At 42.9% G+C, this 22,623-nt stretch carries 23 protein-coding genes; 12 read left to right on the top strand and 11 right to left on the bottom strand.

From position 1 onward, the window contains the following. Positions 1-309: 309 nt before the first annotated feature. Complete coding sequence (pheS, locus tag V7K35_RS20705) at positions 310-1,302, bottom strand: phenylalanine--tRNA ligase subunit alpha (protein WP_334796878.1); 993 nt, start codon at positions 1,300-1,302, stop codon at positions 310-312. Positions 1,303-1,636: 334 nt separating this feature from the next. Here pheS and surE point away from each other — a divergent pair, with 334 nt between their 5' ends. The 6 genes from surE (at position 1,637) to V7K35_RS20735 (ending at position 8,262) form a co-directional block, all read left to right on the top strand. Next, positions 1,637-2,434, top strand: a complete 798-nt coding sequence (gene surE, locus V7K35_RS20710) for a 5'/3'-nucleotidase SurE (protein WP_334796928.1) — start codon at positions 1,637-1,639, stop codon at positions 2,432-2,434. A 286-nt stretch (positions 2,435-2,720) separates the two neighbouring features. Then, positions 2,721-3,617 (top strand): MBL fold metallo-hydrolase, encoded by an 897-nt coding sequence (locus V7K35_RS20715; protein WP_334796879.1) that lies wholly within the window; start codon positions 2,721-2,723, stop codon positions 3,615-3,617. Between the two features lie 604 nt (positions 3,618-4,221). After that, positions 4,222-5,322, top strand: coding sequence for a bifunctional riboflavin kinase/FAD synthetase (locus V7K35_RS20720; protein ID WP_442939748.1), 1,101 nt, complete (start codon positions 4,222-4,224; stop codon positions 5,320-5,322). Positions 5,323-5,472: 150 nt separating this feature from the next. After that, positions 5,473-6,381 carry an AAA family ATPase gene (locus tag V7K35_RS20725; protein ID WP_334870104.1) on the top strand — a complete coding sequence of 303 codons (909 nt, stop codon included), beginning with the start codon at positions 5,473-5,475 and terminating at the stop codon, positions 6,379-6,381. A 535-nt stretch (positions 6,382-6,916) separates the two neighbouring features. Beyond that, entirely contained in the window at positions 6,917-7,573 is a 657-nt protein-coding gene (locus V7K35_RS20730; protein ID WP_335081149.1) for a DUF2301 domain-containing membrane protein, read from the top strand. Next, positions 7,573-8,262 carry an ElyC/SanA/YdcF family protein gene (locus V7K35_RS20735; RefSeq protein WP_335081151.1) on the top strand — a complete coding sequence of 230 codons (690 nt, stop codon included), beginning with the start codon at positions 7,573-7,575 and terminating at the stop codon, positions 8,260-8,262. Before V7K35_RS20730 ends, V7K35_RS20735 begins: the two co-directional genes overlap by 1 nt. 127 nt (positions 8,263-8,389) lie before the next feature. On the opposite strand, the gene V7K35_RS20740 is transcribed toward V7K35_RS20735, so the two are convergent. Then, on the bottom strand, positions 8,390-9,550 hold the full coding sequence (locus V7K35_RS20740; protein ID WP_335081153.1) for an alpha/beta hydrolase: 1,161 nt from the start codon (positions 9,548-9,550) through the stop codon (positions 8,390-8,392). 200 nt (positions 9,551-9,750) lie between these two features. Here V7K35_RS20740 and dprA point away from each other — a divergent pair, with 200 nt between their 5' ends. Both dprA and V7K35_RS20750 read left to right on the top strand, forming a co-directional pair. Next, positions 9,751-10,890 (top strand): DNA-processing protein DprA, encoded by a 1,140-nt coding sequence (gene dprA, locus V7K35_RS20745; RefSeq protein ID WP_335081156.1) that lies wholly within the window; start codon positions 9,751-9,753, stop codon positions 10,888-10,890. A gap of 116 nt (positions 10,891-11,006) precedes the next feature. Next, positions 11,007-11,942 carry a DNA-methyltransferase gene (locus V7K35_RS20750; RefSeq protein ID WP_334796887.1) on the top strand — a complete coding sequence of 312 codons (936 nt, stop codon included), beginning with the start codon at positions 11,007-11,009 and terminating at the stop codon, positions 11,940-11,942. On the opposite strand, the gene V7K35_RS20755 is transcribed toward V7K35_RS20750, so the two are convergent. The 4 genes from V7K35_RS20755 to V7K35_RS20770 all read right to left on the bottom strand — a co-directional run bounded on the left by V7K35_RS20755 (position 11,934) and on the right by V7K35_RS20770 (position 16,360). After that, positions 11,934-12,578 carry a hypothetical protein gene (locus V7K35_RS20755; protein WP_335081158.1) on the bottom strand — a complete coding sequence of 215 codons (645 nt, stop codon included), beginning with the start codon at positions 12,576-12,578 and terminating at the stop codon, positions 11,934-11,936. The two genes, V7K35_RS20750 and V7K35_RS20755, sit on opposite strands and share 9 nt — an antisense overlap. Positions 12,579-12,630: 52 nt before the next feature. After that, positions 12,631-14,193 carry a serine hydrolase gene (locus tag V7K35_RS20760; protein WP_335081160.1) on the bottom strand — a complete coding sequence of 521 codons (1,563 nt, stop codon included), beginning with the start codon at positions 14,191-14,193 and terminating at the stop codon, positions 12,631-12,633. 173 nt (positions 14,194-14,366) lie between these two features. After that, positions 14,367-15,107: an RNA methyltransferase gene (locus tag V7K35_RS20765; protein WP_335081162.1), complete on the bottom strand. Its 741-nt coding sequence runs from the start codon at positions 15,105-15,107 to the stop codon at positions 14,367-14,369. A gap of 320 nt (positions 15,108-15,427) precedes the next feature. After that, complete coding sequence (locus tag V7K35_RS20770) at positions 15,428-16,360, bottom strand: alpha/beta fold hydrolase (RefSeq protein WP_335081164.1); 933 nt, start codon at positions 16,358-16,360, stop codon at positions 15,428-15,430. A gap of 87 nt (positions 16,361-16,447) precedes the next feature. Between V7K35_RS20770 and V7K35_RS20775 the strand changes: the two genes are divergently transcribed. From V7K35_RS20775 to V7K35_RS20785, 3 genes are all read left to right on the top strand, one after another. Next, a complete protein-coding gene (locus V7K35_RS20775; RefSeq protein ID WP_335081166.1) occupies positions 16,448-16,783 on the top strand; it encodes a hypothetical protein in 336 nt (111 codons plus the stop codon). Positions 16,784-16,789: 6 nt separating this feature from the next. Next, positions 16,790-17,716, top strand: a complete 927-nt coding sequence (locus V7K35_RS20780) for a shikimate dehydrogenase (RefSeq protein WP_335081168.1) — start codon at positions 16,790-16,792, stop codon at positions 17,714-17,716. Between the two features lie 439 nt (positions 17,717-18,155). After that, positions 18,156-19,358 carry an alpha/beta hydrolase gene (locus tag V7K35_RS20785; RefSeq protein ID WP_335081170.1) on the top strand — a complete coding sequence of 401 codons (1,203 nt, stop codon included), beginning with the start codon at positions 18,156-18,158 and terminating at the stop codon, positions 19,356-19,358. A gap of 126 nt (positions 19,359-19,484) precedes the next feature. Here the strand turns inward: V7K35_RS20785 and V7K35_RS20790 are convergent, their stop codons facing one another. Further along, positions 19,485-19,802, bottom strand: coding sequence for a hypothetical protein (locus V7K35_RS20790; RefSeq protein ID WP_335081172.1), 318 nt, complete (start codon positions 19,800-19,802; stop codon positions 19,485-19,487). Between the two features lie 51 nt (positions 19,803-19,853). Beyond that, positions 19,854-20,462 (bottom strand): hypothetical protein, encoded by a 609-nt coding sequence (locus V7K35_RS20795; RefSeq protein ID WP_335081174.1) that lies wholly within the window; start codon positions 20,460-20,462, stop codon positions 19,854-19,856. Between the two features lie 136 nt (positions 20,463-20,598). On the opposite strand from V7K35_RS20795, the gene V7K35_RS20800 reads away from it, so the two are divergent. Next, complete coding sequence (locus V7K35_RS20800; RefSeq protein WP_298906185.1) at positions 20,599-21,030, top strand: biotin carboxylase; 432 nt, start codon at positions 20,599-20,601, stop codon at positions 21,028-21,030. An 82-nt stretch (positions 21,031-21,112) separates the two neighbouring features. Here V7K35_RS20800 and V7K35_RS20805 read toward each other — a convergent pair whose 3' ends face one another. From V7K35_RS20805 to upp, 3 genes are all read right to left on the bottom strand, one after another. Then, positions 21,113-21,376: a YggT family protein gene (locus tag V7K35_RS20805; RefSeq protein ID WP_334796903.1), complete on the bottom strand. Its 264-nt coding sequence runs from the start codon at positions 21,374-21,376 to the stop codon at positions 21,113-21,115. A 126-nt stretch (positions 21,377-21,502) separates the two neighbouring features. Then, entirely contained in the window at positions 21,503-21,856 is a 354-nt protein-coding gene (locus tag V7K35_RS20810) for a hypothetical protein (protein ID WP_334796930.1), read from the bottom strand. Between the two features lie 75 nt (positions 21,857-21,931). Then, the gene (gene upp / locus V7K35_RS20815; RefSeq protein ID WP_335081177.1) at positions 21,932-22,582 is read right to left on the bottom strand and encodes a uracil phosphoribosyltransferase; all 651 of its coding nucleotides are present in this window, start codon (positions 22,580-22,582) and stop codon (positions 21,932-21,934) included. Positions 22,583-22,623 lie beyond the last annotated feature (41 nt).

Below are 22,623 nucleotides of genomic sequence, written 5' to 3' on the forward strand. Positions count from 1 at the left end.
TTGTATCGTTTGCAACCATCCAAATGCTTAAGATATTGAGTTCAACGCCATTAATTCCTCGCAGACACGCACGAATGATATACTTTTCACCATAGCGAGTGATGAAAGTTTGAAAAGCGATCGCACCTCTCAAATCACTTGGTCTGTCTTCCTTTATCCAGCGTTGAGTACTTGCTCTGTGGTTAGCTGTAATTCTGGAAAAATATTAAAACCACAGATAATTCATGAGTGTTTATCTGTGGTTCCATTTTCATCAAATTGACTTTTGCAAATTTAGTAAACGCCTGATTATTTACAGCGATCGCTTCCCTAAAATTGCTGCAAAAACCGCAAATCGCTAGCATACAAGCGACGAATATCATCGATTTGGTGTAACACCATTGCAAAGCGTTCTACACCAAAACCGGCAGCAAACCCTGTATAAACTTCTGGATCATAACCCACAGACTTAAGTACATTCGGATCGACCATACCGCAGCCCATCACCTCTAGCCAGCGCCCATTCCACTGCAAATCCACCTCAGCCGAGGGTTCGGTAAACGGAAAATAACTAGCGCGGAAGCGAATTGGTAACTCGCCAAATATTGCTTGTAAAAATACCTTAATTGTGCCTTTGAGGTCTGTAAAAGTTAGTCCCTCATCAATGGCTAAAAGTTCTATTTGATGGAATACTGCTGAGTGAGTCGCGTCTACATTATCTCGCCGATAAACTCGCCCTGGAGCCACAACCCGAACCGGTGGTTCCTCTCTTTCCATGTAACGAATTTGCACTGATGAGGTATGAGTCCGTAATAAATTACCATCTGGGAGGTAGAATGTATCCTGCATATCACGAGCAGGGTGGTCAGGCGGGGTATTCAGAGCCTCGAAATTGTAGTAATCTGTTTCCATCTCTGGCCCTTGAGCCACGGTGTAGCCCATACCGACAAAGATATCCAGTGCCCGGTCGATAATACCATTGAGGGGATGAATCCGACCTTGGGGGCTGTAAATTCCCGGCATAGTTACATCGAGAGTTTCCGCCTCTAGCAAAGCTTGAATTTGTGCAGCTTCCAGGGCGGCGCGTTGCTGGTCTAGACTAGTTTGCAGAGATTCTTTGACTGTATTGGCGATCGCTCCAATTTTCGGTCGTTCCTCTGCACTCATTTGCCCCATACTTCGCAACAGTGCCCCTAGTTCCCCTTTCTTACCCAGATAGTTAACTCTGAGTTCCTCCAGACGTTCTAGGGTATCGGCGGCTGCGATCGCTTTTTCTCCTTCTTGCCGCAGTGCTAAGAGTTGAGCTTCTAAATTACTAGTCATTAGTTATTAGTCATTGGTCATTAGTCATTAGTCTATAGTCAAAAGCTGTGAACTGCTCGATAAATAAACTTACAGCTATGCCATTAACATCAGCTAAAGTTGAGGGTCGAAACCAAACTTCTGTTTATCAGTTAGAGACAATTGGGCTAGTACAGCTTGGCTCAAATTCAGCTAACATCTAAAGTCCCAAAACTTGAGTAACTTGTTAAAGGTAGACAAACTGACGCCACAGTGTACTAGTGAGTATATATGTTTTTTTGCTGGCTGTGACCTCCGACATTGACAAATGGCTAATAAAAAATAACAAATAACTAATGAGCAATGACCAATGACTATGAAATTACTAATTAGCAACGATGACGGCATTTCTGCCTTGGGTATCCGTACCCTAGCCAACTACTTGGCAGAGGCAGGTCATGATGTTAGTGTAGTTTGCCCAGATCGAGAGCGATCGGCAACTGGACATGGGTTAACTTTACACCAACCAATTCGCGCCGAAATTGTTGAAGGGATTTTTCATCCTGCTGTCAAAGCTTGGGCTTGCGATGGTACACCTTCAGATTGCGTCAAATTGGCGCTGTGGGCTTTGCTAGATACTCCCCCCGATTTGGTTCTCTCTGGCATTAATCAAGGTGCGAATTTGGGAACTGAAATCTTGTATTCCGGCACTGTTTCGGCGGCAATGGAAGGTCTAATTGAAGGCATTCCCAGTGTAGCCCTAAGTCTTATTAGTCACACATCTAAAGACTTTCAACCTGCTGCTAAGTTTGCCAAAATTCTCGTAGACCAGTTAGCCCAAAAACCGCTGCCAGATTTGATGCTACTCAACGTCAATATTCCTGCTGTTCAGTGGGAAGAAATTGCCGGAGTTACTCTTACCCGTCAAGGAGTGCGGCGTTACATTGATGTGTTTGATAAACGAGTTGATCCTCGTGGAAAGACGTACTACTGGTTAACCGGAGAGGTAATTGAGGAAGTAGAACCTCCAACCGGATTAAATCTGCCTCAAAATGTACCTACAGACGTGTACGTTGTACGTAAAAACTATATCAGTATTACCCCGTTACAATATAATCTTACTTACGTAACCGGGCTAGATAAATTGTCTGAGTTGGAATTCAAGTTTTCGTGAATCATTTGATTAATCAGGATAAAACCGGGGTTATTCAAATGCATTACAGAAAAATGTAGGCTATAACGTAGGGGCGCTCTTGAAATAACTTATACACACCCACCCCAAAAAATTGAGAATTTTACTTGAGAGTATCTTATCCACATTTACACAATTAGCCAGAAACAGGGTATGCTGTTTTACCAAGAAATCCTTCCTCTAGCAAAATCGGTGAGACAGCATAAACTTAGACAAAATAAGTAGCAATTTTTCATTTATCGCCCGCTCAGTCCAGCAAGCAACACCCATGTCTAGGATAGAGAACCAGTTTACCGTACAATTTTGGGGCGTTCGCGGCAGCATCCCCAGTCCAGGACCACACACCGTTCGTTACGGCGGTAATACCCCTTGCATATCAATGCAAGCGGGCGATAAACGCTTAATTTTCGATGCTGGCACGGGACTACATGTTTTGGGGCAATCTTTGTTGTGCCAAATGCCGTTAGAAGCTCATATATTTTTTACCCACTCTCACTGGGATCACATGCAGGGTTTTCCCTTCTTTACCCCAGGATTTGTAAAGGGGAATGACTTTCATATCTACGGCGCGATCGCTCCTGATGGTTCTACCATAGAACAGCGCCTTAATGACCAGATGTTGCACCCGAACTTTCCTGTACCCTTGCAGATTATGCAAGCCAATTTAAATTTTTACGACATTCGACCGGGGCAACCAATACACATCGATGACGTTACTGTAGAAACAGCACCTTTAAACCACCCAGGTGAAGCCGTAGGATACCGCGTCAACTGGCATGGTGGTGCTGCTGCTTATATTACCGATACCGAACATTTTCCCGACCGACTTGATGACAATGTGCTGTGGCTAGCTCGTAATGCTGACATTCTGATTTACGATTCCACCTATACAGACGAAGAATACCATAGCTCAAAAACCCCAAAAATTGGCTGGGGACATTCTACTTGGCAAGAAGCAGTGAAAGTGGCACAAGCTGCTAACGTCAAAACTCTGGCAATTTACCACCACGACCCCGCGCACAATGACGACTTTTTAGATCATGTAGGGAAACAAGCATCTGCGGAATTTCCTGGGGCTATCATGGCACGGGAAGGAATCGTACTCCAGGTTCCCACCTCAGTTTCTTTATCAGAATCTTTTCCTGTTAGTAAGTTTTCTACCTAAAGATTGCGATCAGAGGAATTGGAGATTTTAGATTAGATTGGTGATCAGAAGCTTTCAGCGCGATAGCGTACTTGTTGGCTGTACGGTGAGACAGCGCTGCCCAGAGTTGTCACGCCGACCACAGGATAAGGGCGACAACAGGAGGACACACTTTATAGATTCTACCAACACAGCCCAGATACCCACAGACGCCCTCTCTTGCGGCTGATGGGAGGGTAAAACCTTGTTGCAGTCTCAACACAAAACTAGAGCCTTTTTAGCTCTCGTATTTGAGGTTATCTGGACTTAGCAATTAGCTGTCAACCAATTTTGGATTTGTTTTGCCCTAACATGGCGGGGCATGAACCAAAAAATCTTTTATCTAAAATCTAAAATTCGTAGTTAAGCTAATTGCACAAGAAACCATCTTGAGTGACTTGCCGTGGCTTAGGCTTTTAGCTGATAGTTAAAAGGAGTGACATTAACACCCTGGCTGATAGCACAAGACCTCATGGGCAGTTGGTGGAAGTTCAGACCGTCTACAAAAGCTGTCCTCCTCAAGGCGGTTTACCATAAGGTAGCTTCCTGCTGATAGCTAAAATAAACCTAAAATCTCAGAATCCACGTGCTAAATTTGTCTAAAAATGGGTGTTCTATGTGGGTTGCTTCTTCGAGCGAAGGGCTGCTAATGCCTACTGCTGTTGCCCTTGGCAAGTTTGATGGTGTTCATCTTGGTCATCAAAGGGTAATTCAACCAGTCTTGCACGCTGGTAGTCACTTGTCAGTAGCCAGTAGTCCGCAGTCAAAGGAAAATCGACAACTAACAACTGACAACGGACAATTGACAAATAAAGAATATACTTACTCAACAGTTGTCACCTTTGACCCCCATCCACAGGAGTTTTTTACGGGGCAACCCCGGACTTTGCTAACACCACTGGATGAAAAAGTCCAACAATTGCGATCGCTTGGGGTGGAACAACTGGTACTACTACCCTTTGACAAAGAATTATCTGCCTTGACACCCGAAGAATTCGTACAAAGAATTCTCGTGCAACAACTGCGATGTCAGCAAATTAGTATAGGGGAAGATTTTTGTTTTGGCGAAAAGCGTAGTGGTACTGCCAAGGATTTGCAATTAATCGCCGCCAAGCACAATATCCCCGTTACCATTGTTCCTTTACAAACTTATACAGGTGACTCGCCTACCCAAAGCAATTGCGTCAGTACTACTTCGACTCAGGATGCCCGCATTAGCACTTCATTGATCCGCCAAACCCTTGAGCATGGCGACATCGAAAACGCAAATCTTCTATTAGGACGCCCCTACACTCTCATTGGTGTTGTCGTTCAAGGTCAACAATTAGGCAGAACCATTGGCTTTCCCACCGCCAACCTCGAACTACCAAAAGAAAAGTTCTTGCCCCACCAAGGAGTTTACGCTGTCCGCGTTTTCACTCTCAGTGAAACATCAGATGCTACTCCTAGTGAGAGCTTGGGCATAATGAATCTCGGTAACCGCCCAACTGTAAACGGTACTTATTCATCTGCGGAAGTACATTTATTCGATTGGTCTGGTGATTTATATGGTAAAAAACTGGCTGTGCAGCTAGTTAAATTTTTGCGCCCTGAACAAAAATTTTCTTCTCTAGAAGCTCTGAAAACACAAATTCAACTTGACTGTATTGTTGCTAAAGAAGTTTTGAGTGCTGGAGCGCAAAGTTAAAAGTTAGGAGACGCGATTAATCGCGTCTGTACAGGAGTTAGGAGTTAGGAGTGGGAACAATGTATTTATGGAAATTGGGCATTGGGCATTGGGAATAATCCAGTTCCCAGTCCCCAGTCCCCAGTCCCTATTCCCCACTCCCCACACTGCATGAGAGAAAAAATTGACGTTTTAACACAAAATCTGGCTCTTACCATCGTTGGTAAAACTGAGGCAATACGCTTGGTGCTAGTCGCCCTGCTAGGTGGTGGTCATGCCCTCCTAGAAGATGTCCCTGGCGTTGGTAAAACCCTGCTCGCTAAATCCCTAGCTCGTTCTGTGGATGGCAAATTTCAACGGCTACAATGTACCCCTGATTTACTGCCAACTGATATCACTGGCACCAACATCTGGAATCCAAAAAGCGGTGAATTTACTTTTCTTCCTGGGCCAGTCTTTGCGAACATCCTCCTAACTGACGAAATCAACCGTGCTACACCCCGCACTCAGTCAGCTTTACTGGAAGTCATGGAAGAGCATCAGGTAACAGTCGATGGTGTCTCTCGTGCAGTTCCCCAGCCCTTCTTTGTTATTGCCACTCAAAACCCTATTGAGTATCAAGGTACTTTTCCGCTGCCGGAAGCGCAAATGGATCGGTTTATGTTGTCGCTGAGTTTGGGCTATCCTTCCGAGGCAGAAGAACTCCAGATGCTGCAAAATCTCCAAAATGGCGTAAAAGTTGCTGATTTGCAGCCTTGTATTACCTTGGCCGAAGTACAGGAATTGCGTTACTTCTGCTCTCAAGTAAAAGTGGCAACCTCCTTGCAACAGTACATCCTCGAATTGGTGCGGGCAACACGCCAAGATGAGGAAATAGCCCTTGGTGTCAGTCCGCGTGGCACATTAGCATTACAACGGGCTGCCCAAGCGCTAGCTTTTTTATTAGGGCGTGATTATGTCATTCCTGACGATGTGAAATTTCTCGTCCCTCACGTTCTTTGCCATCGCCTCATCCCTAGAGGAGGACGCAACGCAAGAACTGTTGTTGAGCGGTTATTGCGATCGGTTTCTATTCCTTAAGACCTGAGTTCGATGTGAGATAAAAGTCTCTTAAACAGGTAGAAACGGGAGCAATGCTCCAAAGTTAGATCGGGTTTTAATTCTCAGTTATATAGCTATATTATCAATAAAAATAGCTATTTGGCTGCGATGCGGGCTATTCGGGGTTGCACTATTAAAGAGGTGATTTATACCCCTAATTATTTAGCACCTGACTTTGGAGCACTGTTCTCGGCAGAAACTGAGTTTTATTCGGTGCGGGTTAGATGATAAGGAGCCAAGGTTTCATCTCTTAAGAAATGTGTCTCTGGTAGTAAATCTAAAGCGTAGAGAGTGCATCTAAGGTTTCCCTAACTAGAGCAACTGGCGTTGGGCACTGCACATAAACTAAAAATAAGGGTTTGAGCGCACGGTAGGCAATGCCCACGCGACAAAAATTGCTTAAGAATTTAGGGATTGTGACACTAAGTTAGTTTTATTACCCATAATAAAAAGAGTAACCCTTGAGCAATTTCTTGGTGTACTCTACTAGAGAATCATAACTATATTCTTGAATATGACTACGCAAACACTATCTGTACCAAAAGTTTATCAAGGTCAGTTTGGAGAATTTACAATTACTCAGAGCGATCGCACTGGTGTAATTATCTATCGGGCTGGGTTATTAGTAGCAGCACTGAGCTTTGCCATAGGCAGTGCTTTAGTTTTGCTCAACAATAACCCGACTGTTTTTACCACACTTACACCTTTATATGCTTGTTTTATTCTCGCTCTTGGTGTAAGTTTATTTACCATTCATATTTACATGGCATCACTGCACCGAATGTTGCAAATTTTTTGGGCTATCGGTAGTATAGCATCAGTGATTCTGGCAATCTCTAGTAGTGAACCTTTGGCTCTCACTATTTACAATCAGCCTGTTACCTTATTTGGAGTTGGTTTTATCTTCGTTGCTTTAACAGGTATTTATTTTAAAGAGGCTTTTTGCTTCAATCGCCTGGAAACGAAAGTATTAACCCTAACAGTACCGCTACTGTTGTTAGGACATTTGGTGAGAATTTTACCAACTCAGGGGGAAAATGTTTTATTAGGAATTTGGGCGACGTTGTTTTTGGTGTTTGCGCTGCGAAAGACAGTGCAAGCAATTCCTGATGATATTGGAGATAAGTCTGTATTTACTTACTTGAAAGAACAACGTTTAGCTAAGGTTTAATGCAGACAAAAAATAGTCGGCGTCAAAAATTTCCAAAAATCAAACTAATAAAACGCCAAGAAATGTGGATATTTACGGCTCATGGGTGGGCGATCGCAATCGCTTTGATTGCTTATTTAATATTTTTCACTATTACTCATGTACACTCATTTCTCGCCGTGACTTCCCCTATGAAATCAGCAGAAGTATTAGTCGTTGAAGGATGGCTGCCTGATTACGCAATAGAAGAAGCTTTGACTGAATTTAAAACCGGTTCTTATCGTCTAGTAATTACCACAGGAGGCACAATAGAAAAAGGAAATTACCTTAGTGAATACAAGAACTTTGCAGAAGTGTCAGCCGCCACCTTCAAGAAACTCGGTTTAGAATCAGACAAGGTGGTAGCTGTTCCCACACCTACGGTAATTAAGGATCGTAGTTATGCATCTGCTGCCGAATTTAAGCGCTGGCTATCTAATTCAAATTTACAGCTACAATCAATTAATATTTTTTCCTTAGACGTTCACACCCGTAGGAGTTGGTTGTTGTTCAAAAAACTACTTACCCCTAATATTAAAGTTGGTGCGATTGCTGCTAAAACACAAGATTATGATCCAAACGAATGGTGGGGTTATAGCCAAGGCGTACGGACAATTATTGATGAAGGGATCGCTTATATTTATGCGCGGTTTTTGAATTGGAAAACCTAAAAGTGATAATTAGTAATTCGTAATTAGTAATTTGTATTTACGAATTACTAATTACTAACTATGTTGGATAAAACGTAACTTTGGTAAGGTGGTGTGATTTTATCTGGGCAATTTGACGGACATTATATTACTTTTGCAGTATTTCTAATAATGCTTGTCGATAGATTTTTAAACCCTCTGCATTCAGATGGTCACCATCACTCGTCAAATTCTCTTTAAGAACATTATTTTCATACAATGGTGCTAGTCCTGCTGCTGCAACTGGCACTTTTTCTGTTTCAGAAACTTGATTAATTAGAACATTAATTTGTTCAACTCTAGAAAGTGGGGCTGCTACAGTTGGATCTAAGCTTGCTGCAACTGTTGAATAAAAAGCCGGAATTAGAAAAATCTCTTTAGTTTGCATTGTGCGGATAAGTGCGATCGCCTCTTGCAGATTTTTGCTAAATAACTGATCACTAATTCCATACCAAGCATCATTTCCACCTATGGCAATAATCGCCTTTTCGCATTTAAGCTTGGTAGGAATTAAACTTTTCAGTTGTTCCAGTAATGAAATTGTACTTAGACCATTTAACCCAAAATTAAAAGTACCATTTCCAAGAGTATTACCAAGTTCAGCCGAAATAGAATCACCAAATAAGCAACCAGAGAACTGTTTACCTTGGGCGGCGAGTATCTGATATTGCAGTGCAATTTGCCCTAAGGGTGAAGAACTTACATTGTCCTTTGGTGGTGCATCAGCAGAACCAGAAGATGCATTTGCCATGCTGAGTAGTTTGGAAACTTTTGACACATCAATAACTAGTTGATTACTGGGATAGGCTTCTAGAAAGCTGGTTATTCCTAAACCTTCTGGTGATTTTGCTCCTAAGATAATAGCAGCTCGTAGGGCTTGTATACTGCCTTGATCACGACGGGCGATCGGGGAGCGTGTCGGAAAGACAGTCGCTTGAGAAGCAAAAGATAAAATTTGCTTGCCTATTCCTGTATTTATCAGCTTATCTAAAGCCGCAATATCAAGAGACATTTTCACCTGAAGAGCATCTTGGAACTTCTGTTTCTCCTTAGCGCTGAGGTAACCCAAGAAAGATTGCAAATCGCCAGAAACCTTTTGTGTCTCGGCATACTTGCGTATATCTGCCACTGGGAGCGATTGCTCAAACAATCCGTACCTGGCGACAATCTTTTCGGCGGCGAAACTCGGCAACAAACCAAAACCACTATGCAGCAGTAAAAATATTAAGCACCCAGATAGGCATATTAAAAGACGATAGAAATATTTCATTACAGAAGATAGTGGAATAGTCAACAGTTAATAGTCAATGGTTAAGAGTCAAGAGTCAAGAGCCAAGAGTCAATATTTAATAGTTAAAGGCTCAACTTCCATGTTTTAAGAAACTTTCCCCATCTCCCCCACTCCCTTTTTATATCAACAGCTAAACCTAATTTGGGAATACTCAATCAAGTAGGCGTGAGGATAGAACTGTGGTAGAGGAAGGTGCATATTGGCTAGCTTGGACGCAAATTTCTGGAATTGGCCCGGTATTACTGCGACGGCTGCAACAGCATTTTGGCACGTTAGCAACAGCTTGGAACGCTACCAAGGTACAGTTAGGGGAAGTAGAGGGTTTTGGTTTTCAAACACTAGAAAAAGTAGTACAACAGCGATCGCGTTTGCACCCAGAACAACTATTCACCAAGCACCAGCAGGAAAATTCTCATTTCTGGACACCAGCAGATGCAGATTATCCCCGCTTACTGCTGGAAACTCCGAGTCCACCGCCGATTTTATACTATCGCGGTGAAGTCGAACTCCAAGAAAATCTTGGACAAAAACCGATGGTTGGAATTGTCGGAACACGCCAACCCTCAGAATACGGCATTCGTTGGACTCGCCAAATTAGTACAGCTTTGGCTAAAAATGGCTTTACAGTTGTTTCTGGTATGGCAGAGGGAATTGACACAGAAAGCCACATCGCCGCCATGAAAGCAGGTGGACGCACGATCGCAGTTTTGGGAACTGGTGTAGATGTCATATATCCACATAAAAATCGGGATTTGTACAAGCAAATTTTGACGGCTGGGTTAGTCGTGAGTGAGTACCCCACGAAAACCCCACCCGATCGCACGCACTTTCCCCGCCGCAACCGAATTATTGCAGGTTTAAGCCGCGCCATCCTGGTAATGGAAGCGCCGTTAAAATCTGGTGCTTTAATAACAGCTACCTACGCAAATGAATTTGGTAGAGATGTCTATGCACTGCCTGGGAGACTGGACGATTATCCATCTCAAGGGTGTTTAAAGTTACTGAGTCAGGGAGCAACTTTCATTCTCAAAGAACTAGACGAACTGTTAACAATGCTAGGAGCAATACCACAAATTGATGGAGTCGAGGCTTCCACAGCACCAGAACAGTTAATGCCAACTTTGTCGCCAGAATTACAAACGGTAATGGATGCGATCGCCGCAGGCGTGCCGGAGGCACTCGCTAGTGATGCTTTACCCTTCGATTTTATTATCCAACAAACCGGCATGGCTGCTGGCTCTGTTTCCGGTGCTTTGTTAGAGTTGGAACTTATGGGTTTAATTTCGCAACTGCCCGGAATGCGGTATCAAAAAAGTTAAGCGTTAAAAGAGAACAGCATAGTTGAGCTTTTTAACTTTGTTTTTAACGATTTAACCCTGATATTTATGGGAATATAAAAATACAATTTTTATATGAAAACAAACTACTTAAAATCATGAATCAATGGGCTTTTGAATACAAAGTAGAAAATATAGGTAAATCTGTTATTTTGCACGCAGATTGTTTCGAGTGGCTAAGTCGAATCCCCGAAAACAGCATTCATGCAGTAGTTACAGATCCACCTTACGGCGTGAAAGAATATGATTTTGACCAGTTGCTAAAAAGAGCAAATGGAAACGGAGGTATTTGGAGAATACCACCATCATTTGATGGACATCAACGCGCACCTTTACCACGATTTACAGCACTTACTACTAAAGAACGTCTAACTTTAAAAAATTTCTTTGTAGAGTGGGCAAAACTAGTAGTAAATGTACTTCGCCCTGGTGGTCATGTTTTTATAGCAAGTAATGCATTTCTTTCCCAGTTAGTTTTCTCTGCTCTAGTTGAGGGCGGTTTGGAGTTTCGCGGAGAATTGATTCGCCTGGTGAGAACACTTCGTGGTGGCGATCGCCCTAAAAATGCCGAAGATGAATTTCCTAATGTGTCTTCCATGCTCAGAGGATGTTATGAGCCGTGGGGTATTTTACGAAAGCCGATACCAGTAGGGATGAAACTTAGCGAATGTCTGCGAGAATTTCAAACTGGAGGGTTAAGACGCAACAGAGATGGTACACCTTTGGGTGATGTTATTGCTAGTGAAAGGACACCTCAGAAGGAACGAGCTATTGCAAATCACCCAAGTCTTAAACCACAGTCTTTTTTACGTCAGCTCGTTTATGCTGCACTACCTTTAGGTGAAGGCATAATTGCTGATACTTTTATGGGTTCTGGTTCGACAGTTGCAGCGGCAGAAGCTGTTGGTGTTTGCTGCATTGGTATTGAGCGGAATTTAGATTATTACGAGATGAGTGGCACCGCTATTCCTAACTTGATAACTTTAGAAACACCTTCCCCAAATATTACAGACTTGCAACTAACGCTATGGTAAATTGGGAATTTTATAAATCCAGTTGGACATCATTTTTTGATATCCAGATTTAGTAACACTGGCAGTTATTGTTCTGCGACTAATTTCCGAACGTCCAGAGAATGACCAATCATTTTTTGTGAGGCTAGCACCAATAACCTTGATAAAACGAAAGGGCTTTGGCTGAATACTTTGAACAGCGTCACCAGGACGGTTGCTATCAAAAACAAATACCATTAGCCAAGTATCTTCGGGATTATGACCCTGCCATCCACTCTGATAACGAGAAGCTTTTACTTCAATACCAACATGAGAATGCTGTACAGAGTTTTTAGGAAACATCCCAGCAGGGATTAAGTCAGGATGTCCGTTATGATATTGATTTTTCACCAAGTTAGAGCAGTATTTCGGAATATTTGAAATCATGAATTCTCCAACCATACTACTAAAGTTGGCTGGCATCAGCATTACCTCAAGACGTTCCATTTGCTTACTGTAAAGCTGTTGATTTATAAAGCCTAAAAACTCTACAAAATTATTCATTACCAAAAGAATGTGTTCAATTGTACAGTCGTATGGCAGAGTCGCGTTAGGATTAAAACCGTTACTCTCAATCGGGTGAGGTTGGCAAGCAATCAGTTCTAGTTCGCCGCTCATTTATGAGGGGGGGGTGGATGTGATGAACAATGCAAAATTCCAAAATTTCAAATTATCTTTGGGGATAATACTGCGGATTCATGACTGGAGATTGATAACCATTTGCCGGCATACCTCCCATAGTGTTAGGTACAGGACTCACAACAGGAGGCTGATAGACACTCATGGGTACAATGCCTGTCGTACCGTTGGGTAAAGCCGGACTTACAATAGAGGGCTGATAACCATTTGCGGGTATAGTGCTTGTGGTAGTGTTGGGTGTAACAGCATTTTGGCTAAACTCTTGGTAGGCAGCACTAGAAATTGAGCTAATCAGTTTTTCGGCACGAGGGTCGTTATTAGGGCGTTGTACCATCACAGCAGCTATGTAGCGCTTGCCAGTTGGCAAAGCAACTAAACCTGTATCTGCTAACATTGTGCCAATATCGCCAGTTTTGTGGTATATCCTCGCGCCTGTTCCCAAACCCGATGGTAGCAGAGTGTCTCTCTGAGTGCGACGCAAGATATCGAGCATGATATCGCGTGATGGCATACTCACTAAATTTCCCTGACTCAAAATCGCCATCAAATTCCCCAATTCCCTCGGACTAGTGGTGTTTGTCCCTTCTAAATCTGGGAGTTGATTACGAATTATTGTGTTTGTCAATCCCCAGTTCCGAAAACGCTGGTTTAAAGCTTCCATTCCTCCCAATCGGGCAATCAGCATATTTGTCGCTGTGTTATCGCTGATTGTAATCATTTTAGTGGCGACTTCCAGAGCGGCGTACTGGGTTCCGGCTGGTTTGTATTGCAGATTTCCAGAACCGCCAGCTATCATATCCTGTTGCATGGTCAGCATTTCATCCAGGCGAATTTTTCCCGCGTCCACATCCTGGAAAAAGGCAAGCAAAATCGGCACTTTAATTGTGCTAGCTGCTGGAAAACTGGCGGAACTATTGACATCTACATAATTACCAGTATCTAAATCTACCAAGAAAACTCCGGGTGTAAGATTTGGGTTGGTCGCCGCCAAATTTTGCACGGCATTTTTCAAAGGGATAATTTCTTGGGATAGGTATAGGCTTGAACCTGGGGCTGGGGGAGTTTGGGTAGGTTGTGGCTGCGATCGCGCCACATTACTATTAGATTGCGTCACCGAATTTGTGCCGATGCGATTAGCCGGGTCTAATACTGACAACACGGTGCCAACGATCGCACCCATTCCCACACCTACAATTAACAACCGCACAACATACAACATGGTTTTGGCCATTGGCTTTAATCGCGTCTTCCGTGATGATCGCCGGCCTCTTTTTGGCTTTTCCATTTGCACTGTTTTCACCATCACAGCACCTGGTCGAAAAGGAGGAATCCCCTTAACACTAGGTATTGGTTTTACTGCTGCTGGCATGACTAACCCCGATTTTACCCTGCGTGTAGCAGTAGGGATTGGGGGAGGACTGCTCTGATCTTTTGGGCGTGTTTGCGCCGCTTCTTTGCCAGTGGCACCTTGCTGCTTCTGGCTCTTAACTTTCACTTTCTTCTGTACCACTTTTTGAACCTTTTGTGGACGCTGGCGGCCATTTAAAGGTTGACGCCGCGAGAAAGCTGTTAATTCGTCACTTGACTCTGACACCGTTACTCCTTGTGACCCACTAGGCTTTTTTATTGCAGACTCCTGACCCAAAACTTAATCTTTAAGCAATATTAATACTCAAATTCAACTTTGCCACTAAGTAGCATTTTTGTGTTTATATAAGCCATCTTAATTATTTTGGGGGGATGATTGCGTACATATTAAACGAATAATTATAAGTTTTCACCATCCCTCTGGTTTTTAAGCGCCCATTCTACCTGCTGCAAAATCCCTCGCAGCATGGCTACTTCCCCTGTTTTCAGGTGAGCGCGATTATATAGTTGGCGAAATTTTTCCATGCGACTAGCTGCCGTATGTGGATACACATAACCAATTTTCAGTAATAATGATTCTAATTGCTGGTAATATGCTTCCACTATATCTAAGGGTGCAAGTTCTGTTTGGGGTAAGGTCTGAGTATCCGGTTGTTCTACGCATTGTGACAATTCGTAACAGCAGATTGCTACGGCGGTAGCTAAATTCAGGGCTACATAATTTGGACTCGTAGGAATGCCAACAAACCTTTGTGCATAATTTAATTCTTCATTGCTTAATCCCCGGTCTTCCCTACCAAAAATCAGGGCTGCCGGTTTTTCTGGTTCCTCCAGTAACCAGGGTAGTGCAGTGCGGGGTTTTTCTAAGGGTGTTTCCCAACTCCGAACGCGACCAGTAGTAGCGATCGCCCGTACACATCCATGCAATGCTTCTGGTAATGTCGCCACTAATACCGCAGATTCTAAAATTTCCTTAGCATGAACAGCCATCTTCAAGGCTTCCACTGATAGCGGATCGCATTGGGGATTTACTAATACTAAATGATGTATTCCGAAATTTTTCATAACTCTGGCGATCGCCCCGACATTTATCGGCCCAGCTGGCTCTACCAACACAATTCTTAATCCAGCCAAGCCCATTTTTTGCCTCCTGCGATCGCACCAGATAATATTTACAGACTAATTCTCAGCATTGGATGTTCTGCTGAAAAGTTTCCTTTAAATTATTTTAGCTGTGTATCTGATACATAAAATCGACTCAGGTTATGAAGTTTATCATCTATAAGGGGTTAAAGTGCGAACTCAATCCTCATGGATTACCCTGTAGAAGCCAGTCATCCGCCGATTGCTCGGTTTTGACTGAACGAATCGCACTTCATTTGCGGCGTTGATATCTTTGTGCAACTCGCATCACATACTTAATATTTGTGGATGCGAGTTGAAAGAGTTTTTTTAGCAATTTAGATAGACAAAACCCAATCGCCTAAAAGTTGGTTTACTCTATCAGGTATTTCATCATGGGGGCAATGACCGGCTGTTAGGAAATGTTCTGTGAGTTTAGGATAATATTGACGAAACTTTTGGGAACGTTCTCTAGCATTCATCCAAGGGTCAGCTTCTCCCCACAACATCAACAGAGGACAAGTTAATTGCTTTAGTAGCACATCAACTTTTTCCCCTTGAGGAGTGCTAAAGACTGACACAAATACTTCCATTGCACCCGAATCGTAAGCAGGGCGAGAAATTTCTTCTACCAATTGGTCTGTAATCGCACTCTTGTCAAGATAAACTTTTTCTAAGGTTTGTCGAATTACCCAACGTTGTCGCACGTATTGAAATAACAGAGATTGGGCTAAAGGTTGTTGAAAAATCCACTTAGTACTGTCACCGAGAAGTTTCTGCAAAGTAGCAGGTTGTTTCGGTGGCTGAATTTCTGATTGTAAAGTTTCAGGCTCAGATGTAGGTTGGCTTTCGCTAAAAGGGCCGGCACTATTGAGTAACACTAAACCAGCCGCACTGTCAGGACGTTGTGCTGCAACACACAAGCTAGCATAGCCGCCAAGAGAATTACCCGCTAATACTGCTTTTTGACCAATTACTTCTTTGATAAAATCATGGAGTTGATCGCGCCACAAGTCGCCACTGTACTGCAATTTGGGTTTTGCCGATCGCCCGAATCCTAAAAGGTCGATTGCAAATACTTCAAAATTTTGACACAATCCTGTGATATTCTTGCGCCAGTGGTCTGTGGAAGCACCAAATCCATGTACCAAAAGCAAAGGCGGACGTTGCGATTGTTTTTCTCCCGCACGCACATAGTAAACGTTGTGCCCCCGCCACTGCCAATATTTACCAGGAATTGGAGTTGTAGAGGGGGCTGTAGTTGCCTGCATAATCATAAGAAATGTTAAGTAGCTTTTAATAATTGTAGGCTAGTGCAAGAAGGTAGGGGGCAGAGAAAGCAGAGGAGTCAGAGGAAGATGAAGGAGATAAAGAAGCAAAAAAGTCTGAAGTTTCAGCCTTTGAACCTCAACGATGAGCCTTTGAACCTCAACGATGAGCCTTTGAACCTCAACGATGAGCCTTTGAACTTCAACGTTGAGCCTTTGAACCTCAACGTTGAGCCTTTGAACCTCAACGATGAGCCTTTGAACCTCAACGATGAGCCTTTGAACCTCAACGTTGAGCTTTTGAACCTCAACGTTGAGCCTTTGAACCTCAACGTTGAGCCTTTGAACCTCAACGTTGAGCCTTTGAACCTCAACGTTGAGCCTTTGAGGCTGATGCTTGACAAATCACAAATCACAAATGACTAATGACAAATGTCAAAAGTATTAATTACAGGTAAAACTAAACTACTCGGTGTAATTGGACATCCGATAGAACATTCGCTATCGCCAGTGATGCATAATGCAGCGTTAGCGCAGCTCGTCGTTCGCGTAGCGTCTCGCAGAGAAGACATCGCTGATTTAGGATTAGATTACGTTTATCTTCCCTTTCCCATAGCACCAGAGAATTTAGAGGTAGCGATCGCAGGTTTCGCTACTATTGGGGTTGTCGGTTTTAATGTGACAATCCCTCATAAACAGGCAATCATGCCCTTCCTCTCAGAAATTACGCCCCTGGCTAAAACTATCGGCGCAGTGAATACTGTTAGTCGCCAAAATAACAAATGGGTGGGCACAAATACAGATATAGAAGGATTTATCGCTCCTTTGCAGACAACATATAAACAGGATTGGAGTCAGAAGGTAGCGGTAATTTTAGGCAATGGTGGCGCAGCCAGGGCAGTTGTAGCAGGTTGTCACCAGCTAGGTTTTGCCAAAATTCATGTTGTTGGACGGAATATGCAGAGATTAGAAGAATTTGCCAAGAGTTGGAGCAATTCACCCATAAGTGAGAATTTAGAAGTTGATCAATGGGAGGAACTTTCAAAGCTAATTCCCCAAGCTAATCTGCTGGTAAACACAACCCCCATAGGTATGTATCCCAAAGTTAATGAGTCGCCTTTGAGTGTAGAGGAAATAGCGAATTTACCAACGGGTGCGATCGCTTACGATTTAATATATATCCCTAAACCGACGCAATTTCTAGAGCAAGCTCAAAAACAAGGTGCAATTGCGATCGATGGATTAGAAATGTTAGTTCAACAAGGGGTAGCAGCCTTAAAAATTTGGTTGCAGCAGGAAACTATACCTGTAGAAGTGATGCGCCAAGCATTGCAAAATCACCTGGGTTTAAGGAAATAAGTTATTCCAAAACTTATGCACCAATTCTCTAGTATTTCTGACTTTTAAGGCAAACTATTTCCGTACATATGGCTCATTTGTATTTATTTATACAAAAAATTGAGAAGCTGAATGCGATCGCCTAATCTTAGAGGTTGTTTTAAAAGTGGTTAACTGTGATTTTAATTGCGTTGTTACCCCCCTTAGTCCCCCCGATATATTGGGGGGAAACAATAAGAATTCGGTTCCCTCGCCAATACATAAGGGGAGGGTTAGGGAGGGGGAAAAAATATTTGATACATCATTATGGACTTTTCAAACATCCTCTCAGCTTTAGTGCATCTTCAAAGTAAGAATACTTATTAAAGTAATATGACTCAACATGATTTAACTATTGCCAACCGGAGCATTGGCGGATAGATTGTACTTCTTTAAAGTCGTTATTACAGCACTTTAATTTATGTTTGCTAAACCCAAAATACTTTTCTCCTGGCTTGCATTATTACTCAGTTTTGCAAGTCTGTTTCTCAGTTCTTGGATTCTTCTTCCGGCTCCAAATATGTTTTTACTCACCCTAGCAGTGGGAGCGCCAGAAATCAGTCCTTGGTTATTGTTATTAAATTTGCTCTCTTTATCACTTGCTTTTTTCTACATCCGTCGTTATAAACTACAGCGTTTAGCTTGCATTTTCAGTTTGATAGGATTGCTAATTTGTGGATGGGTGCTAGTGAATATTCCACTGACTCAAATGCAGATGGATAAAGCGATGAAACAAGGATTGGGAGGAAATTATCTAGAGCAAATTCCAGTCCAAGTAAGGGCTAAGATGCAAAATAATCCCTTTAACTTAGTTAATTTCTTCAAGGGTATTGCATTAGGTAAAACGCGTCATCAAACAGATATTATTTTTGCTACTCCTGCGGGAGTGCCTTTAAAAATGGAAGTTTACCAACCCTCAGAGGTAGGGAAATATCCAGCAGTCGTAGTAATTTATGGTGGAGCTTGGCAATATGGCAATCCTCATGCCAATTCTGAGTTTAATCAATATATTGCTAATCGTGGATATACAGTATTTGCAATTGACTATCGACACGCATCTAAATATCAGTTTCCAACTCAGTTAGATGATGTGCGTACAGCCCTAAATTTTATTCGCAAACATGCAGCAGAATATGAAGCCGATCCAAAACGTATGGTACTTTTAGGACGTTCTGCGGGAGCGCATTTAGCAATGCTAGCGGCTTATCAACCAGATGCACCACCCATTCGTGGTGTGGTGAACTATTACGGGCCTGTTAACTTGACTGAAGGATACAAAACACCGCCAGTTCCCGATCCTATCAACACCCGCGCTGTTTTAAAAGCATTTCTCGGTGGTTCTTTAGATGAATTGCCTAATCAGTATCAAATTGCTTCACCAATAAATTATCTAACGCACCCTTTACCACCAACTTTATTAATTTACGGCAGTCGTGACCATTTGGTAGAAGCGCGATTTGGTAGACAAATGTATAAACGTTTACATGAATCTGGTAATACTGCGGTTTTTTTAGAAATTCCTTGGGCAGAACACGCTTTTGATGCCGTTTTTAACGGTGTGAGCAATCACTTAGCGTTGTATTATACCGAAAGGTTTTTGGCTTGGGCGTTGTTTAAGCAATAATTTCATCAGTATATATAGCGGTTTCCATTCAGATGCGGTACAACATTATATCGCCAGGTGTAGGGGCACGGCAGTGCCGTGCCCCTACAGGTGTACCTCACGTAAAGAGAACCGTTATAGCAATAGTCAGAGTATAAAACACTCATTCACGAGTATCAAAGACTCATCAACGGAGTTAAAAGGTCGATGAACGAGTATTAAAGACTCATCAACGGAGTTAAAAGGTGGATGAACGAGTATCAAAGACTCATCAACGGAGTTAAAAGGTGGATGAACGGAGTTAAAAGGTCGATGAACGGAGTTAAAAGGTGGATGAACGGAGTTAAAAGGTCGATGAACGGAGTTAAAAGGTCGGTGAACGGAGTTAAAAGGTCGATGAACGAGTATTAAAGACTCATCAACGGAGTTCTGAGCCTGATTAATGAGTATCAAAGACTCATTCACGAGGATTAAAAACTCAGCACCGACTAAACACCCCGCTATCCATGTACAGCACTACTTCTGAGGCCAGCGCCAATTGTAGCGATTCCATTCGTACATTCCTTGAATTTCATACTCAGCGCCGTTGAAGAAGCGAACGACGCAGTTAGTAGAGGAATCATCGCCGTTGCTAATTTCCTCGACTTTGATCACCATACAGGGAAACCATTCGGGCTTACAAGGGCCATCCTCTTGCACCCATTCCCATAGTGCATTGGAAACTTCAATGCGATCGCCTACTCTTAACTTTAGTGCATCCTCAAAATAAGAATACTTATCAAAATGGTATGACTCAACACGATTCAGCCACTGTAAACCATAGCGTTGCCGGATAAATTGTACTGTCCCAGAGTCATTTTGCAGTAACCAGTCGTTGAGTAATTGCACTTTCCAAGTGCGGTTAAGTTGTTCTTCATCCTTAACAAACTGTAAAAATACTTCTAACTCCTCTGGATTTAGTTCGTCTAAGGGATTAGCAATACTTGACGCCCCAGAGGTATTTCCCTGAATTTGCTCGACCACTTGCAGTAATATCTGTTTCTGCGTGTCAGTGAGAGGACAGCTTGCTGCATCACAATCATTAAAGGCTGCGAGCATAGCTGCTTCAATCTCATCTGGAGTCATAAGTTAATAGCAATTAAGGGTTTATTTCCCTAATTATTACAAAGGTTAAATTAAAGTCTTCAATCCTGTTGTACTTAAAATCAGGTAAGCTGAGGCTAGAAGTTACATATTGTTGGATTAAGTCACGGGGTCTTGTATGCGGTTGCGGTCACTCACGGTCATTTTTATTTCCTGTCTCATCACCTTTCTATCGTGGGTGATCACTCCCCCTGCTGTAGCGTTGACACAGATTAAATTATTTGATGTTTCTTATAAAGATTGTCCACCAGAACTAGCACAAGGGGCTGTGAGCAGTAGTGGTAGCGCAGCTGCCAATTGCTTTATTGTCATTGGCAAAGCAGAAAATGCTACTAATAAAACAGCTTACGACGCGGATATTTTTGGACGCATCTATGATGCCAACAATGACTCGGTGATGCAAAACCGCACCCGTCTTGGTTCTATTACCGAAGTTCCACCAGGTATTAGCGATTTTGAATTGAGAATTTCTGTGCCTGCGAATCAGCCTACTCCATTAAAGCTAAAGCAGTTTAAAGCAGCCGGATTTAGCGGTCAAGTCCGGCGTTAAGAGATAAGTTAATTCAGTCTAGGCTAACCAGCCCAGACTGAAAATCTTTTAGTTGAACCTTGAGCAAACTGCAAATTCTGCTTTATGCGTAGGCTTGCAAACCACCTATCAAACCACCTACAACTTGAAGCAGTATAATCGCTAACATTGCAGAAAAATCCATACCACCCAATGGGGGAATAACTCGGCGGAACAAATCCAGATAAGGGTCAGTTATCTGGCTCAAAGCAGAAAATGGCTGGTTATACCAGTTAATTGTCGGGAACCAGGTCAATAAAACCCGAATAATTAGCAAAACAGTATAAATCTGAATGAAAGTAGCCAGAGTGGTAATTAGAAGGTACATGGATTTGTTGGTTTCCTACTAAGTGTCAAACGCGGTCTTATCTTTTAATTTTAATTTAGTCCATGTCATGGTGTTTGCCGATTCCACATTTACCACAGAAGACATTTTCACCACGCCTGAACGAATTCAGGAGTCCTTAGTGAGGGAACGGTCATTGGTTGCTTCCGGTGAACCACCATTCACATTACCTAGTTGCTTTCGCACTTCATCAATTGTGGCATTTAGCTGGGCAATTTTATCTTCTAGCGATCGCCGGGCCGTTTCTATGCCGATGTTCTCACTTTCGGAAGCTTTCATCTGACGCCGCCTAGCTGCTATTTTCCTAGCTTCGGCTTGGCTATCTGTCAGTTCTGTGTCCTCCTGTGCTATCAATTGGGGATCGCGTCGAGAAGCAATCAGTGCCCCGATGACACCGCCAAATACACCACCGACAAACGCCCCTGCTACAAAACCACTGCCAAAACCATCTCGCTGACTCATATCTTTACCGCCTTCAACAAACCTTGCAACTGTTACAGTAGTTATGCTACTTTCCTGCCCTAGCTGCATACTAGCTTAAGTCCCAAAGATGCGATCGCCTGCATCTCCCAATCCTGGTACAATATACCCCTTACTGTTAACTGTTTCGTCAATAGTCGCCGTGTAAACTATTAAACCTGGATAAGCTGCACTCAGTTTTTGTAAAGCTGGTGGAGCCGCCACTACACAAACAATCCGTATCAGGGCTGGATCTGCACCTCGTTGTGTCAATTCTGCCATTGCAGCCATTATCGACCCTCCTGTTGCCAACATTGGATCGGTAATTAACACTAGTGTTTCGGGGTCAAATTTTTCTGGTAACTTGTTTAGATAACAATGAGGTTGCAGTGTCTCTTCATTTCGTGCCAAGCCAAAATGGTAAATCGATGCCAAAGGTAGTAAAGTCTGCGCTCCCTCAAGTAATCCTAGTCCAGCCCGCAGAATCGGCACTACTGCTATAGGCACTTGTGGATCAATCACAGTTGCTGGACAAGTATCCAAGGGACTCTGCACCATTGTTTCTTGGGTCGGCAACCAGTCTCGCACAGCTTCATAAGTCAGCCATCTTCCCAACTCAGTCATCGCACTGCGAAATAATACTGAAGGCGTGCCAGCATCACGGGCAACTGCCAGCCAGTGTTTGATCAGGGGATGGGGTGGAACATAAACACGCAATTGTAGCGTCATAGTCAGAATTTGGCGCTTTTTTATTGTATGAGAACTGAAAC

The organism is Nostoc sp., assembly GCF_036917275.1.
Classification (GTDB): domain Bacteria; phylum Cyanobacteriota; class Cyanobacteriia; order Cyanobacteriales; family Nostocaceae; genus Nostoc.